Origin of the sequence: Pseudomonas sp. PsB, assembly GCF_043658375.1 — a bacterium.
GTDB classification, from domain to species: domain Bacteria; phylum Pseudomonadota; class Gammaproteobacteria; order Pseudomonadales; family Pseudomonadaceae; genus Aquipseudomonas; species Aquipseudomonas putida_Z.
In genome coordinates, this window is record NZ_JBIGLU010000019.1 from 70037 (window position 1) to 85134 (window position 15098).

The 15098-nt window shown below is 56.7% G+C and carries 17 protein-coding genes and 1 pseudogene; 12 read left to right on the plus strand and 6 right to left on the minus strand.

Going from position 1 to position 15098, the window contains the following annotated elements; translation table 11 throughout:
• Positions 1 to 4: 4 nt before the first annotated feature.
• The 7 genes and pseudogenes from ACGLHT_RS20800 to ACGLHT_RS20830 all read left to right on the plus strand — a co-directional run.
• Positions 5 to 148: a hypothetical protein gene (locus ACGLHT_RS20800; RefSeq protein WP_172827503.1), complete on the plus strand. Its 144-nt coding sequence runs from the start codon at positions 5 to 7 to the stop codon at positions 146 to 148.
• A gap of 26 nt (positions 149 to 174) precedes the next feature.
• The gene (locus tag ACGLHT_RS20805; RefSeq protein ID WP_274120627.1) at positions 175 to 627 is read left to right on the plus strand and encodes a transposase; all 453 of its coding nucleotides are present in this window, start codon (positions 175 to 177) and stop codon (positions 625 to 627) included.
• Complete coding sequence (locus ACGLHT_RS20810) at positions 624 to 1103, plus strand: DUF1833 family protein (RefSeq protein WP_274120626.1); 480 nt, start codon at positions 624 to 626, stop codon at positions 1101 to 1103. Before ACGLHT_RS20805 ends, ACGLHT_RS20810 begins: the two co-directional genes overlap by 4 nt.
• A 2-nt stretch (positions 1104 to 1105) precedes the next feature.
• Entirely contained in the window at positions 1106 to 1483 is a 378-nt protein-coding gene (locus ACGLHT_RS20815; RefSeq protein ID WP_084850580.1) for a hypothetical protein, read from the plus strand.
• The gene (locus ACGLHT_RS20820) at positions 1480 to 4533 is read left to right on the plus strand and encodes a host specificity factor TipJ family phage tail protein (protein ID WP_274120625.1); all 3054 of its coding nucleotides are present in this window, start codon (positions 1480 to 1482) and stop codon (positions 4531 to 4533) included. Before ACGLHT_RS20815 ends, ACGLHT_RS20820 begins: the two co-directional genes overlap by 4 nt.
• A 60-nt stretch (positions 4534 to 4593) precedes the next feature.
• The gene (locus ACGLHT_RS20825; protein WP_274120624.1) at positions 4594 to 6744 is read left to right on the plus strand and encodes a tail fiber domain-containing protein; all 2151 of its coding nucleotides are present in this window, start codon (positions 4594 to 4596) and stop codon (positions 6742 to 6744) included.
• 22 nt (positions 6745 to 6766) lie between these two features.
• Positions 6767 to 6988: pseudogene (locus ACGLHT_RS20830) on the plus strand (DUF2514 family protein); the annotation flags it as partial.
• 83 nt (positions 6989 to 7071) lie between these two features.
• Here ACGLHT_RS20830 and ACGLHT_RS20835 read toward each other — a convergent pair.
• Together ACGLHT_RS20835 and ACGLHT_RS20840 are read right to left on the minus strand one after the other, a co-directional pair.
• Complete coding sequence (locus ACGLHT_RS20835) at positions 7072 to 8175, minus strand: hypothetical protein (protein ID WP_274120623.1); 1104 nt, start codon at positions 8173 to 8175, stop codon at positions 7072 to 7074.
• 12 nt (positions 8176 to 8187) lie between these two features.
• Positions 8188 to 9669 (minus strand): MBOAT family protein, encoded by a 1482-nt coding sequence (locus ACGLHT_RS20840; RefSeq protein WP_274120622.1) that lies wholly within the window; start codon positions 9667 to 9669, stop codon positions 8188 to 8190.
• Between the two features lie 212 nt (positions 9670 to 9881).
• Here ACGLHT_RS20840 and ACGLHT_RS20845 point away from each other — a divergent pair, with 212 nt between their 5' ends.
• From ACGLHT_RS20845 to ACGLHT_RS20855, 3 genes are read left to right on the plus strand one after another with little or no spacing between them, the layout of a single operon-like run.
• Positions 9882 to 10370, plus strand: a complete 489-nt coding sequence (locus ACGLHT_RS20845; RefSeq protein ID WP_274120621.1) for a glycoside hydrolase family 104 protein — start codon at positions 9882 to 9884, stop codon at positions 10368 to 10370.
• Entirely contained in the window at positions 10367 to 10729 is a 363-nt protein-coding gene (locus tag ACGLHT_RS20850; protein ID WP_274120619.1) for a hypothetical protein, read from the plus strand. The genes ACGLHT_RS20845 and ACGLHT_RS20850 overlap by 4 nt, the downstream gene beginning before the upstream one ends.
• Positions 10726 to 11067 (plus strand): hypothetical protein, encoded by a 342-nt coding sequence (locus ACGLHT_RS20855; protein WP_274120618.1) that lies wholly within the window; start codon positions 10726 to 10728, stop codon positions 11065 to 11067. Before ACGLHT_RS20850 ends, ACGLHT_RS20855 begins: the two co-directional genes overlap by 4 nt.
• Positions 11068 to 11069: 2 nt before the next feature.
• Here the strand turns inward: ACGLHT_RS20855 and ACGLHT_RS20860 are convergent, their stop codons facing one another.
• The gene (locus ACGLHT_RS20860; protein WP_274120617.1) at positions 11070 to 11309 is read right to left on the minus strand and encodes a hypothetical protein; all 240 of its coding nucleotides are present in this window, start codon (positions 11307 to 11309) and stop codon (positions 11070 to 11072) included.
• Positions 11310 to 11455: 146 nt separating this feature from the next.
• Between ACGLHT_RS20860 and ACGLHT_RS20865 the strand changes: the two genes are divergently transcribed.
• Positions 11456 to 11764 (plus strand): hypothetical protein, encoded by a 309-nt coding sequence (locus ACGLHT_RS20865; RefSeq protein WP_191472415.1) that lies wholly within the window; start codon positions 11456 to 11458, stop codon positions 11762 to 11764.
• Positions 11754 to 11960, plus strand: coding sequence for a hypothetical protein (locus tag ACGLHT_RS20870; RefSeq protein ID WP_274120616.1), 207 nt, complete (start codon positions 11754 to 11756; stop codon positions 11958 to 11960). Before ACGLHT_RS20865 ends, ACGLHT_RS20870 begins: the two co-directional genes overlap by 11 nt.
• A gap of 1021 nt (positions 11961 to 12981) precedes the next feature.
• Here ACGLHT_RS20870 and ACGLHT_RS20875 read toward each other — a convergent pair.
• From ACGLHT_RS20875 to ACGLHT_RS20885, 3 genes are all read right to left on the minus strand, one after another.
• Positions 12982 to 13173, minus strand: coding sequence for a DUF1330 domain-containing protein (locus tag ACGLHT_RS20875; protein ID WP_249352849.1), 192 nt, complete (start codon positions 13171 to 13173; stop codon positions 12982 to 12984).
• 66 nt (positions 13174 to 13239) lie between these two features.
• Positions 13240 to 13944 (minus strand): SDR family oxidoreductase, encoded by a 705-nt coding sequence (locus tag ACGLHT_RS20880; protein WP_274120615.1) that lies wholly within the window; start codon positions 13942 to 13944, stop codon positions 13240 to 13242.
• Positions 13945 to 14041: 97 nt separating this feature from the next.
• Positions 14042 to 14935 carry a LysR substrate-binding domain-containing protein gene (locus ACGLHT_RS20885; protein ID WP_137164346.1) on the minus strand — a complete coding sequence of 298 codons (894 nt, stop codon included), beginning with the start codon at positions 14933 to 14935 and terminating at the stop codon, positions 14042 to 14044.
• Between the last annotated feature and the right edge of the window lie 163 nt (positions 14936 to 15098).

The window sequence follows — 15098 nt, forward strand, 5'->3', positions numbered from 1 at the left end:
TCCCATGACCACCGAAACCGACGAGGCCGACAGCGGGGCGGGCGCAACTGTGCCCGAGCCCGTTGTGCCGCCAGATGAGAAAGAGCTTCTGCTCCAAAGGCGACTCGCTCGCATCGAGGAGGCGCTGGGCCTAAGCCCGCTCACCTAAACGCAAACCTCAGCTGAGGAACGGCAATGATTCAATACCCGGCAGAATTGCCACTTCCGCTGCAGGATGGCTATGGCTATACGACCGTTGACCCGATGCGCTCGACGCCGATGGTCACCGGCCGCCGCAGGTACCGGAAGGTGCGCAGCTATGTCCCGTCTGAACTGACGTTCAACTTCGTGTTTGAAGAGGATGAGGCGGCATTCTTCGAGGCGTGGTATGCGCGAACGCTGAATGATGGGCTGGAGTGGTTCGAAATGCCGCTCCAGCTGCCGGCCGGCTTCACCACCTACCAGGTCCACTTCATCGGCATCTACGGGAAAGTTGAACTGACCCAGGTGAAGCGCTGGCGGTACTCCATCAACGCCGAATTGAAGCAGCGTCCGCTGATTCCCGAAGGCTGGGAGCAGTTCCCGGAGTACTGGTTCAACAAGAACGTCATCGACGTTTCGGCGAACAGGGAGTGGCCTGAAGCATGAGCCTGATCGAGGAGTGCTATGCCTCGGGCCGGGGCGAACTGGTCGACACCATCGAGGCCAGAAAGGAGGGCGGCGCCGTCTCCCACCTGTACTGCTCGGGATGGGAGGACCAGGTGTGCACAACCGAGGACGGCCGCACGCTGACCTTCATCGCGATGGCCATGGACCTGGCCCTGCCCAAGAACGACAACAGCGCGTTCCAGAACCTGGTGCTGGGCCTGGACAACGTGACCGGCGAAGTGCAGGAGGTCGTGGAGGAGGCGAAAGCCGCCGACGATCGCTTCATCATCACCTTTCGGCGCTACCTGGCCGAAGACCTGTCTTTCCCGCAAGAGCGGTACCGGATGACGCTGCTCAGCCGGGAGTATGAGGACGATGTCGCCAAGCTGACTGCCGGTTTCTTCGACCTGCTCAACACCAACGGTCTCCGCACCATCCTGACCACCTCTCTGGCGCCAGGCCTGAAGTACATCTGACCATGATCGAAAAATTCATGCGCGCCCCGTATCGCGAGGGTGCACGGGGGCCTATTGCCTTCGATTGCTGGGGGCTGTGCATCGCGGTTCGCCACCAGGTGTTTGGTTTGCCGCTGCTGCCCAGCCTGGGCGCCGTGGGCAAGGACAAACTCAGGGCCAATACCGCCGCCTATCACGACCTGCGCCAGGGCATGGAGGAGTGCGCCCCGGAGCCGGGGGCCATAGCCGCCGTGTTTCGCGGTGCGCTGTGCCTGCATGTCGGCGTGGTGGTGGAAAGCGAAGGTCGCCTGAAGGTGCTGGATACAAACCCCGGCGGCGCCTGCCTCCGGACTACTGGCGAGTTCGAGGCCGCTCACCCGAAAGTGGTGTACTACCGATGATCGAGTTCTATCCGAACAAGCTGAGTGACACGGCGCCGCTCGGCACCTGGAAGACCGACCGCCGCATGACCATCGAGGCCTGGCTGAAGTCGTTGGCGCCGTCCTACGAGCGCCGGGAAAGCCCGCCGATCAGCGTTGTCCTCAATGATGAGGTGATTGAGCAGCACCTGTGGCACAAGGTGAAGTTCAAGCCGTCTGACCTGCTCCAGATCTACCGCGAGCCGAAAGGCACCGATCCTTTCTCCATCACCTTCGCCCTGTTCAAGGGCGCCAAGGCGGTGCTGAAGGCGTTGATGCCGAAGATGCCTGGCATGCCATCCAGCGCTGGAACCCAGCAGGGCGACCCCCTGATGGACGCCAGCGCCAAGGGCAACAAGGTCAAGCTGGGCGACCCCGTGCGGCAGATTGCCGGGCACCAACGCACCTATGGCTCCTACCTCGCACAGCCGCGTAGCGCGCATGTCGCCCCACGAGACCTGCGCGTGGAGATGCTGCTGTACATCGGTGAAGGCGAGTACGACATCCCGCTGGCCAAGGTAAGGGTTGGCGAAACCCCGCTGATCTCCTTGGGTGCTGACGCTACCTTCACCATCTACCCTCCAGGGGCCGACCTGAGCGCCGATCCTGCCCATATCAACTGGTTCAATGCGCCAGAGGTTGGGGCCAGTTCCAGCGGCTCTGCGGGTCTTGAACTGACCGTTGCCACCGACATTACCCGGTCCGCCACGGCCTCGGCGTATCAATTCGCTGGTGAAACTATCAGCGTGCCGGCCGGCTCAGGCCAGTTTCCGGGCGACTGGTCGAACGGCATCATCATCCGCGTGCTCGCTCCGTACACCTATACCGTCATTGACGGCGGCGCCGGGCGCGACATCGTGCGCGGACCGCTGGAGATGCTGAGCCCGACCCCTGGCATGCTCATCGAGGTTGCAGGGGCGAATGCTGGCCTGTACGTCGTGCACAGCTACACGCCATACAGCCCAGCCGTTCCGGCAAACCCTGGGACCGCTTCCATGCTGACCGGGTCTGCTGCGCCGACTCGGTATGACTTCAACGTCACCCCGCTGAGCTTCACCCTGCTCCGCGGTGCGACCAGCTACCCGATCACGCTGAACACTGCCACCACCAACCTGGCCGGCCTGGTTTCTGCACTGAACACGCTTTTCAGCGGAATGCCATTCCAGGCCCAGGTTAGCGGCAGCGTGCTACGCATTGTCGAGCTGACACCTTTCTCCGGCCAGGCCATCACCGCAACTGGAGCGACCACTATCTTGGGCGCCTCGCCAGTTGGCGTCACTGGGACTGCCACCACCAGTGCCATCCCAGAGCAGCCAGCCGAGATGACTCTGGACTACGACGGCGGCTCGCCAGTGGTCGGCTTGGCGCTGGGCCAGGGCCTGGCAACCATTGGCCCGCGCGGGCTTCGGTACCGGATTACGGCCTTCAGCACGAGCCTCCTCGAGGTCGAACGCCTGACCTCGTCAGGGGCTTCCGACACCGGATGGTCAGGCTTCAACGCCATGCAGACGGTAAATGGCCTGATCACACTGGACCCCTCGAACCTTCAGGGTGGCTATCGTGGCCCGGTTGCCTGTTGCCCAGAGGGTGAGAAGGTCACCGAGATCGAGTGGACAGTCACGTTTGCCAACGGATTGTGCGGCATTGGTCGAGAGGGCCAGATCTACGAGGTCACCGCGTACCATGTGTTCGAATACCGCGACATGGATGTAGCTGGTGATTGGACTGTCATTGAGAAGGCCCACACAGGCGGCTCTCTTGATGCGCAGGGCTTCACCAATCGAACGACCCCGCCGTACCCCATGCGCCCAGAGTGCAGGATTCGTGAGCTGTATGTTGATCGCCCTGGCCGCGTCAACGAGGAAGCTCGGGATGACGCGACATGGACAGCGTTGCGCGGCCGCATGCAGAACTCGCCAACGAGCTATCCTGGGCTGACGGTGATGACCTGCAATATCCGTGGCGGGGATCGTCTGTCGGCGCAGTCTGAAAGCCAAATTAGTGTCGAGGCTACGAGGGTCCTGCCGCTGATGGAGGGCGGTACCGGACCAACGCGTGACATCGTGCCATGGTGTATTCACCAGCTAAAGCAGCGCGGATACACGGACGACGACCTGGATCTGCCCGAGTGGCAGGCCTTCCACGAGATCTGCGTGGCCCGGGGCGACACCTACGACGAGACACTGGACGCGACCATTACCGTGAAGGACATGGTGAACAACGCCCTGGCGTGCGGATTCGGCGAGCTGGTTACGTTCCGTGGCTTGCTACGGCCTGTGCGGGACAGCGCCCGGGCAGCGTTCGATGTCGCCTACGGCCCGAAGACGCAGACCTACTCGCCACAGAATATGACCAAGATGCTCAAGATCAGCGGCGCCATGCCGTCGATCAACGACTTCGATGGCGTGGATGTGGAGTTCTTCTCGCGCACGACCTGGGCGTGGGAGACGGTCGAATGCCGCTGGCCAGGCGACCTGGGCATCAAGGTCGAGAAGATCAAGATGCCCGGCATCAGCGATAAAACCAGGGCTTGGCGTATCGGCATGCGCCGGCGCGGGCACCAGAAGTTCCGCACCGACGTTTACACCTGGGAAACCGAGATGGACGGAAGCAATAGCGGCTATCTGAGCTTCGCCGCGGTTGCCGACGACAGGCCGAAGGGGTGCCAGAGCGCGATCCTGCTGGCCTTCGAGGTGACTGGGGCGGGCACGCTGCTGATCTCGTCAGAGCTGCTGGACTTCAGCGCCGGCGGCGAACACCTGATCGGGGTTCGCAAACAGGATGGCACGCTGTCTGGCCCGTGGACTGCCACGCAAGTGGGCCCGTACACGGCACGGGTGGATGCGCTCGACTTTACGCCCGTGGTCGACGGCCCGCTGGAGCCGCCACACATCCTGTTCGGGCCGGCCACGCGCTGGGCATACCCAACCCTGATCACCAGCTCCGACCCAGCAAACGGCAACGTCGCCATGAAGGGCATGCCCTACGACGACCGCGTTTACACCTACGACGACCTATACCCGCCGGCTTGACCGGACCGTAAATCGAGCATGCCCGCCACTGAGCGGGCTTTTTTATGCCCGGAGAAAACTATGCGATACAACACCGGAAACCCAGTTGGACCGGACGGCTCCAGCAGCCCGTTCGATTTGCACGACAACGCAGGAAACCTGGATCTCGGCGTTAACAGCGAAGAGCTTATATTTACTGATAGAACTGGGAAAAACCGAGACACATGGGCAGGTTTCGAGAAGAAGTTCTCAGATCTACTTATTTCCCAAGGATATGAATCAGTCTATCTAGAATATGCTCCTGGCGTGGTCGTTGAGCGCCAGACCCAGCTGGTCCAGGTGGGTGGGGAGCTGTATCGTGTTAAGGATGTTGATGATTTGCCTCTAGCTCTCAGCGGAGACTGGGAGATCGATGCGCCGAAACTTTTGGTAGGTGGCATAGGGTGGTTCCAGCAGGTGGGAAGCGGATCTGTGATTCGTCCTTTTGCTGGAAAGGTTGGAGAGCAATTTTCCATAACTGACTTCGGCGCCAGCCCGGCCATCGCAGACAACTCGGCTGCAATTGCCGCAGCATGCGCGGCGGCGGCTGGTAAGCCGGTTATCGTGCCGCGTACTGATGATGGAAACGTTTACGCCGCGCCATCATTTGTTGCGCCTCTTGGCACTTTGTTCAATTACCAAGGTGGCGCTTATATCAGTGGCGGCGATGTGAACAACGCAGTGGTTCACTATGTTGGCGCTGGAGAGCCTGGAGAGCATAGGGCAGACACTATCACCCGAGGATACGGGGTAGAGATCAACGCCCCACTAACTGGAGTAGGCGCAGCAAGCACCTACATGCTCAATCGCTTTTATATACGAAACGACCGTCTTGACGCGCAAAACGATGGTTTCCCAGGATCCAAGGTTGATGGCGTCATCATCCAGCACAACTTCGGCGGGGCTGGATGTCGAGGAGGTCGGCATGCGTTCGAATCCATCCTGACACAGACCGCGCCAACCGAATCTGACAATACCGACAGGAACTATGTTGGTGCTGTCTCCGTCGTAAATAGTCTTTCCGGCGACGGCGGTACCTCTGGAACAAAGCGTGGCTCATTCTTCGCGCATAACTTCTATGCAAACCTTACCAACTCCATGTACACGCAGCATGTAAACGGATGCGAAAGTAATGTGCTTATTGATGCAAGCTCTTCTGCCCAATATCGAGCAGGCTACAGCGCAGTATCTGCCGGCGTAAAGCAAGGTGATGACATTGATGCCGCATATGCAATTGACGCCCTTGGCCTAACCGGTGCCCAGTGGAAATATGGCATTCACGCTGGAATCCAGAATGGCCGACAACCGCTTAGCCTTGGCTTGATACGAGACGAGACAAATGCCTCGACTTTGATTTCTGTATCCGTAGCTAAAGCCGTATTGTACGACTCCGATGATGGACGCATGCGAATATCTCTGGCGTCCAGCAACTACTACTCCGACAACTACGCAGTCCGCATCGGCGGGACAAACAACGTGGCAAACACGCCGCTCCTGCAATTCCAGTGTGGATCTACCGACGTTAACCTGTACGCCGGCAGGATCATGGCTGCAGGCGGTATCCCTTTAACGGCAGGCTCCGGAGTTTGCCGCATCGAATTCCGGCAAACGCTGCTGCGCGAGACGGCGCCCCTTGCAGCGAATACCTACACCTGCGGCACTGCTGCGCTTCCATGGTCTGGCGGGTTCACACAAAGCGCATTCACCGTCACCTCTGACGAGCGCCAGAAACAGGACATCGAGGCTATTCCTGATGAAGTGCTCGACGCGTGGGCAGAGGTTGAGTACCTGCAGTTCCGTCTGACTGATCGTGTGGCCGAGAAGGGTGATGGTGCGCGGCTGCATACCGGCGTTATTGCTCAGCGTGTCCGTGATGTGTTCTTGAGTCATGGAATTGATCCCTATGCCCGCGGTGTTCTTTGCCATGACAGCTGGGATGCGACCGAGGCTGAGTATGTGACCTGGGAGGAGGAGCGTGATGAGGATGGGAACGTAACAAAAGAGGCAGGGAGTGAGCTGGTGGTGCCAGCCAGGGAGGCGGGTGATCTGTATACGATCCGATACCAGGAAGCCGACGCACTCACGCTGGCGCTGCTGAAACGAGAGGATCGACGGAAGGGGGAGCTGATTGATCAGCTGAAAGATCGTATTAGCTCGATCGAGGCTGCGCTGGACTCTACTAGGGCATCGTGAGCTCATGGTGGCTCCGCTTGGCGCTGAGTATGCTGCTGGTGGGCTGCGCGGGGAAATCGCCAGGTTGCGGAATGGCCACCGAGCCACCTGCGACAACTTCGCTGCCCAGCAGCGCCAGGCAGGAACCTCTGCCATCGTGGTGCTCGGGGGATTGCTTGAAGAAGCTGACCGAATGGCGGGAGACCTCGCAGCAGCGCTTGAGCGAAGCCGAATAGCTGAGCTGGCGTGCGAGGCCGTTGTGAAGGGGGCAGATGTGGGCGATTGCCCACAAATCCACAGATTAGGGTGCCGACTCCGGATGGCGCGGCACCTTTCCGCTACGATCCGCTACGGCTGTCGAAGTAGGAAGTCTCGACGAGCCATGCGCTCAACCGTCGTCATTACGACAAAATCTGGCTTGAAGCTCTTTGTTAATTTCTTTACTAGATCAGGGGTTGAAATAGTAGTGTGTACCTGTAGGGTCTCATAGAACGTTTCAGCCATGAATGGAGCCATCGCTGAGCCGAAGGAGTCTCTCAACCATAAGACGCGCATTTTATTAATAGCTTTATCGGATGTGACTACGGTTGGTATCTTCACGTTAGCTACATCAGCATTAGGTGCTGCGGGGATCAGCTTACCGCTTCCAAATTCAGTTAGCCGAATAGATGCTTGGGAATATGTAGGCTCGATAAGGTCAGGTTTTTGATCTTCGATAAACTCGCTTATTCGTTGGAATTTTGAAAGATCTCCCCCTGTGCGCTCATTCAAAATAATGTCATTCATGGTGGTCGGGGCAGGCCACTTTAGGCTTTTATCGGATTTTGAAAGGCTTTGCATTAGCTGTTCGAAAGCAATTGATGCGCCAGCAATGTTCCAATGAGTGTCTGTCTTAAAGTACAGAGGGGCTGCAAATTGTGGTTTTGAAGATATTATTTCTCTCTTGGGATATAATATTATTCCTCCTGAGTCCATGCTGGATATCAAATCCGTTATGGTGAAATTAGCCGGTTTCGCCCAGTAAGGAAGATATTCTGGATATACTGAGTCTTTGTCTGGGCCGATTACGATCTTGTAAGCTTTTACGCCATTCGAAAGAAACCATGACTCCCATTCCTTGGAGTTGGTTATAATGTTTTTTGCTAGGTTTTCATCAATGTCTGTCGGTGTTCTGCGCTTAACAGATATTGTGCTGTTGTATTGGTCGCCCAAAAAAAACCAACCAGATTTCCCTATTATAACTGATTTTGGGTCTAGCGAGACTCCTGCCTGATAGTATATCCTGCCAATATGCGGCAATGCAAAATCCATGTTGAACAGATTTTGCCATATTTTCAACGGGGAGTTGCCGGCAACAATTGCGGTCACTCCTCGATTTGTGAGATTAATGGCCGGCACTATGCAAAGTCCGACTAAGGTTAAAAGCAAAAAGCTGTAGGTATATTTTTTCATTCCGTTCCAATCCTAGAAATTGAAATAAAGAAATACGGTGCTAGTGGACTTGATTGTTGAGTACATAGCCGTGGTGAAGATAAGCGTCATGAAAAATGTCTTCAGTCGAAGGTGTCCTTGACTTGTTGTTATTTCAAACGAGTTTCGTTGGCAGATAATAATAAATCCAAGAGCTATCATCGCGTAGCATAGGAAGTTTGCTGCAATGCCAGTTGGCAGGATGCTAAGAATGCTGTCGGATAGCGTGCCACCCCAAGCCAAATTAGAAACAGGGACTTCATTGGGGCTTGCAAGATTGATTGAAGATAAATTAACCATTCCACCGAGAATTGAGAAAGCATCATTCAAAGATGTGGCGCGGAAAAATACCCACGTAACGTTAACGAACAAGAAAGTTATAAGCCAGGCCAGAGGGGCTGGCATCGACATTCCAAGCTGTTTCCATAGGCGGTGGATTACAAGTGCGCCGCCGTGAAGAGCTCCCCATATAACGAACATCCAACTTGCGCCGTGCCACAGCCCGCCTAGCACGAAGGTTGCCATAAGATTAAAGTAGATCCGAGCTGATGAGCAACGATTTCCGCCGAGCGGTATATATAGGTAGTCTCGGAGATAGCGACTTAGGGTCATGTGCCAGCGGCGCCAGAAGTCCTGAATGTCGAGTGACTTGTAGGGCGAGTTGAAATTTATTGGCAGCCAGATATTGAATAGTAGGGCGGCGCCAATCGCCATGTCGCAGTATCCGCTGAAGTCAAAGTACAGCTGGAATGTATATGAAAGGCTAGTTGCCCAAGAACTAAAGAAATCGTGGCTTGCACCGCTTGCGAACCCGGAATCCGCCCAGACGGCAAACGTGTCAGCAATCATCACTTTTTTGAACATGCCTACGCTAAAAATAAATAGGCCCATGAAAATATTTCTGTGGCGAATTGCCAATGTCCACTTTGATTTAAACTGACCCATCATCTCCTTGTGGTGCAGAATAGGGCCTGCGATCAGGTGGGGGAAGAATGTTACAAACAGTGCGTAGTTAACGAAATCGTATTCCTTGGCCTCGCCTTTGTAGCTATCAACCAAAAATGCAATCTGAGTAAATGTGTAAAAGCTAATTCCAAGTGGGAGAATTATTTCTGCAAGATTGTAACTAGAGCCTATTGCAGAGTTAATGTTTTCGATGAAAAAGTTTGCGTATTTGAAGTATCCTAGCAGTGCAATATTCGCAGTTATACTTAATGCTAGTACTGTTTTCCGTGAGGTGTTTATGCGAAGACCTTTCGCATATGGGGATATCGCGCAGCCTACTACGAAATTGAAGAATATGGATGCCAGTAGCAGAGGGATATAATCAATGCTCCAGTACCCGTAGAAAAAGATACTGGCCGCGACTAACCATAGTTTCCCAGCTTGTATTAGCCTAAGCTTGTTTAGGCCAAAGTAAACAAAAAAAACGATCGGTAAGTAGACCAATATAAATGCTGTGGAGCTGAATATCATCTTGTCGTCCTGATCTGCCTATGGAATTCCATAACGATTCCGGTTGGCCCGTGTATGCCTGTTGTTTTCTTTCCGCAGAAGCTGATGCGGAGCTTCAAAGCGGCCGAGATTCTACCTGAAATTAGATGGCATATGCCCATCACAGGGCGGTATCTGCTTCAAATCCCTCCCAAAGTCCGCCCAGTCGCGGGCATTTTTTGCCTGGAGAAACCATGGCCAGACTCACCGAACCCCAGGCCGGAGGCGCGAACGTGCTCCGGTTTCTTGATCTCGTCGCCTTCTCGGAAGGCACCTCAACCGTGAAGGCCAGTGACGACGGCTACAACGTCCTGTACGGCGGCGGCCTGTTCCAGGGCTATGCCGATCACCCGCGGCGCAAGCTGACCTTCCCCATCAACGGCAAGTCGGTAACCAGTACGGCAGCCGGCCGGTACCAGCTGCTCGAGCGTTACTGGGATGCGTACCGGGCCAGCCTTCGCCTGGCTGGAGGATTCACGCCGGAGAACCAGGACCGCATCGCGCTGCAGCAGATCCGTGAGCGCAAGGCCCTGGCAGATATCAAGGCAGGCCGCATCGAGCAGGCGATCGCCAAGTGCTCGAACATTTGGGCCAGTTTTCCTGGAAACAGCTACGGCCAAAACCCGCACCGCCTGGAAAAGCTGCTGGCTCAGTGGCAGAAGCTCGGCGGGGTGCTCCCATGAATGCCTGGCTGATGCGGCTGGCTGGTGCCGGGCTTCTGGTTCTGGTCGGTATGTTGATCGGAGTTTGGGCCGCCGCCGGTCACTTCCGGCCGCTGCTCGATTCCGAGCAGACCCAGGTGGCCAGTTGCAAGGCTGCCCGCGACAACCTCAGCGGGCTGGCGGCGGAGCAGGGCAAGGCCTTGGGCGACCTAACCCTGGCGGCAAAGGCTCGCCAGGCCGGGGCTGAGCAGGCGGTTGGCAAGGCGAAGGCCAGCGCGGAAGTCGACTACGCCGCGGCAAACCGCCTGCAGCAGGAGCGAACGGGCGGTGACCAGTGCGCGGCTGCCATCTTGATCATCGACAAGGAGCTGGGTCTATGAGGCTGGTGCTGAGTTGGCATATCTGTGGGAGCGGAAGAGGCCTGATTCAGGCCGCAAGCCGCGAATTACTTAGCCTGTCCTGTAGGAGCGGGCTGGTGCTGGCCCTGGGGATGGCCGGATGCTCCGGCAAGGTAGAACCGCAGGTCCAGTACGTGCGCGTCGAAGTGCCGGTGCAGGTGCCGTGCCGGACGCCTGAAGTTGCGGTACCGCCATGGGCTGCTACCGGTCTGCGCAAGACCGACAGCCTGGAGGTTAAGGTGCGCGCACTGCTGGCCGAGCGCCGGCAGCGGATCGGATATGAGAGACTGCTGGAATCAGCAGCAGGCTCCTGTCGCTGACTTCAATCCGGATTGGAGTCGATAATCCGCCTGACATCGAGTTCCTTCTGGCGTTTCTTCAGCGGCTCGCCAACATACTTATCGAAAACGTGTTTTTGCTTGTCGCTCAAGCCTTCGTACCCTTCATGGATAACCTGCTGAGCAATACCGTGCCCCGGCGTGCCTTCCTCCAGTAACCCTTCATCTAGAAGGTCCTGAATGGCGTCGTTCAACTCCCAGTCAACGTGATCATTCCATCCCATAGTCTTCTCCAGGTCGGCTTGGTGTTTTGCACATTAGCCTCGCTTAGCGGGCATAGCAAATGGTCACATCGGTCGGATCATCGGCTGTTGTCGAGCTGCATGGCGCAAGCTACGATACTGTATCTATATACAGTATTCGGTGCAGCATGTACTTCCTCCTCGTTCGCCGCCGCGTGAATGGCGTGGCCATCCCTTCCGATAAGCTTAGGAAGATCCAACCCCTGCGGGCCGACATTCACATCGGTGACCACCACAGTGAGCCGCTGGGCCGGGTTTCGACCCAGGCCTGGGTTTTCAATCCGTCCCCAGGGCCTGACATCATCCCCCGGCTGCACGACGCCAAGCTCAATGGCATGGCCCAGCTCGGGATCAACATCAACGGAGTCGAGGAAATCGACGGGGTGCTTTACGCTCAGTCGTGGTGGTGCCGGGCGGTGGGCGACTATGGCAACTGAGCTTCCGCAGGCCTGGCTGGCCGAGCTGAACGATCAGGCTGCTCTGGTGGCTGACCCTGATGGGCGCGCAGCGGTGCTCGATGAGATGGCTTATGCCGCGCGCCGGCGGCTGGAGGTCGATGACGGCGACCTGGTCGACATGTTGGAGATCGTCGAGGCGGCTAGGCTGTGGGCGCTGGATGGCGCCGATCTGTGAGGAGCTATATAAAGGAAGGGAATCGGTCGGCAGAACGCCGGAGAGTGGTGGCAGGAAGCGTGGGACAAATCTGGGACATCGAATGTCCCAAATGATGATGAATCAAGATGCAGGAAAATGAGGAAAACCCCAATGGATACAGGGGGTTGAGCGATTTGCTCCAATAAAATAACAGGTTGAGACCGGATTGCAAATCCGTCTACGCCGGTTCGATTCCGACCTCGGCCTCCACCATTCGAAAGCCCCGCAGATTAAGGTCTGCGGGGTTTTTCTTTGTGGGTCGGAAAAAACTACGAGTTCCGAAACTGCAGGCACACAGATGGGATGGAGGGTCGGGTTGGTTGTGGGCCTGGTAGGTCGTGAATAGCGTTCGGATAAAGTCGCATAGTGCGCTGATGTATGCAATTGCCTTAGAATGCTCGCCTTTCACCCCTCAAAGGAATGAATACGTGGTGAGCAATAACGCAATCTGCTGCCCGCAATGCCAAGGTCAAAACGTCCAGCTTCTGTCTATCATCCATGCTGCTGGCACTTCTCACATACAAGCAACCCACCAAGCGCAATCCCAATCCGGATTCGGGCCAAGCGTGACCGTTGAAACTTCAGGTCGGCATCAGACCAATTTGGCGGCAAGCGTCGGTCCACCTCCAGGTAAGCGCTTGCTTGGCCCTGTCATTCTTACGGGGGTTGGCGCAATCATCTTGTACGATGGCCTCAAGCTTATGAACACGTTCTGGGGCGTTGATTGGACGAGGTTCTTCATAGGCGCGATATTTATCACCGTCGGTGTAATTGGATTCGTTCGCCACTGGAAATTCAACGTCGCACAGTACGACAAATTGGAAGAGTGGCGCCGCACTTGGATGTGCCACGCTTGTGGCACTCGATTCATTCCGTAAACGGTATTGAGAGGGCACCTGCGGGTGCCTTTTCTTTTGGCAGAGCTGTTCAGTATTGCGCTAGAGGTGGGGAACGATGCCGGACGCTTTCGTCCCATGCATCCGTATCAGCGAACGCTCGATCAGCCCAAATCCCGCTCAACAATGATCAACTCACGACGATAGGCGCGTAATGCCATCGCCTTTGCCTCCGAATAGGCGGGATCGGCATAGCACGCCTTGGCCTGAGCATAACTGTCGAATTCGACCGCCAGCGCCCGCGCGCTGGTATGCGACTCGACCAGCGCGCCAGCTGCGCCCATATGGTCTGACACAGATCGTCCAGCAAAAAAACATGTTCCATGAAACGAGGGCCGCAGCAATGCTGCGGCCACGGAAGATCAAATGCTGCGTGTTACGCCGCCATCGACCCTGATGTTCTGCCCGGTGATGTAGGCCGCGCCTTCGCTAGCAAGGAACGCAATGGTCGCAGCGATTTCTTCGCTGGTGCCGTAGCGCTTGAGCGGCACGCTGTCGCGGCGTTGCTCGGTGCTCGGCAAGCTGTCGATCCAGCCAGGGAGGACGTTGTTGATGCGCACGTTATCGCCGGCGAAATTGTCGGCGAAGATCTTGGTGAACGCGGCAAGGCCCGAGCGGAATACCGCAGAAGTCGGGAACAGCTCGCTGGGTTCGAACGCCCAGGCAGTGGAGATGTTGATGATCACTCCGCTCTTCTGACGCTGCATGTAAGGCGTCACCAGGCGAGTCGGGCGAATGACATTGAGCAGGTAAGTATCCATGCCCTTGTGCCAATCCTCGTCGCTGATTTCCAGGATTGGCGCGCGCGGACCATGGCCGGCGCTATTGACCAGCACATCGATACGGCCCCACTTCTGCACGACAGCGTCGACCAGGCGTTGCAGGTCTTCAACCGACTGGTTGCTACCGGTTACACCAATACCGCCGAGTTCGGCAGCCAACGCCTCGCCCTTGCCCGAAGAGGAGAGAATCCCAACCTTGAAGCCGTCGGCGGCCAGGCGTCGTGCTGCCGCTGCGCCCATGCCGCTGCCACCCGCCGTAATTATCGAAACTTTTTCTACTGACATGCTGCCTCCAATCTCTCAATGCTGATTTCCAGGTGCATTCACCTTAGCAGCAGTCCCATTGGCGAGGGAGACAGCTAAACTTCACTGTTACGATAGATTAACTATCGACAGCTTGTTGCTTGAGCCAGTGTTGGACGACGCTCAATGAGTCCGGCTGTTTCATCTTGCGTGGCCAGACCAGATAAAACGACTTGTCGACCCTGAGTTGCTGGGGAAAAACCTGCATCAGTCGGCCTGCGGCAATGTCATCACCGACGAACGCAGGGCTAGCCAAGGCAATGCCCTGGCCGCTGATTGCCGCTTCAATGGCCAATGAGGTCTGATTGAAGCGCAGATTTCTGGCTGTGGGTTGCAGGTGATGCGGGAACAGCTCTGCAAGGAACTGAGGCCAGAAATTATGGGCATCGTGCAACATGACGAAGTCCTGCAACTGCGCAAAGCTGGCAGGTATTTCGCTGCCTTCGAACAGCCTTGGGCTGGCCACCGCAATGATTCGCTGCTCCATCAGCAGCTCGCTATTCAAACCTGCTCCGAACTCGGGCTTGCCATAGCGGACAGCGATATCCACACCATCGGTGCTGAAGTGCGACAGCCGGTCGGTTGCCAGCACACGCAAATCGATGTCTGGGTGGCTCTGCGCAAAATTGCCGAGCCTGGGAATCAGCCATTTCGAGGCGAAGGTAGGTGTAACGCTGACTGTCAGGTGAGAAGTCTGTGGCCGAAGCAGGCGTGTTGCCTCGTCGATCATGGCCAGTGCACTGCGAATGCTTCCGCTGTAGCCCAGGCCCGCATCAGTCAACGCCAAGCCACGGGGCAGGCGTTCAAACAAACGCAGATCCAGGCTCGCCTCCAACCCGCGTATCTGCTGGGCAACTGCCGCCTGGGTCACGCCCAGTTCCTCGGCAGCCACACGGAAGTTCAAGCGGCGAGCCACCACTTCAAAAACACGCAACGCGTTCAGCGAGGGCAAATCAGGGAAACCGTCTGGCATGGCAATGAAGATTCTATCGAGTTCGGCAATTGTTCTGTCTCTCTGATGCTTTCACAAGGTTGATAACCTGATCGGGCTCGAAAGATTCACTGTGCCGAGGCTACTCCCTGAAACTAGCTAAAGAAACCTGTGCCAATCGAAAGCATCACTTGGCTAGCTTGCT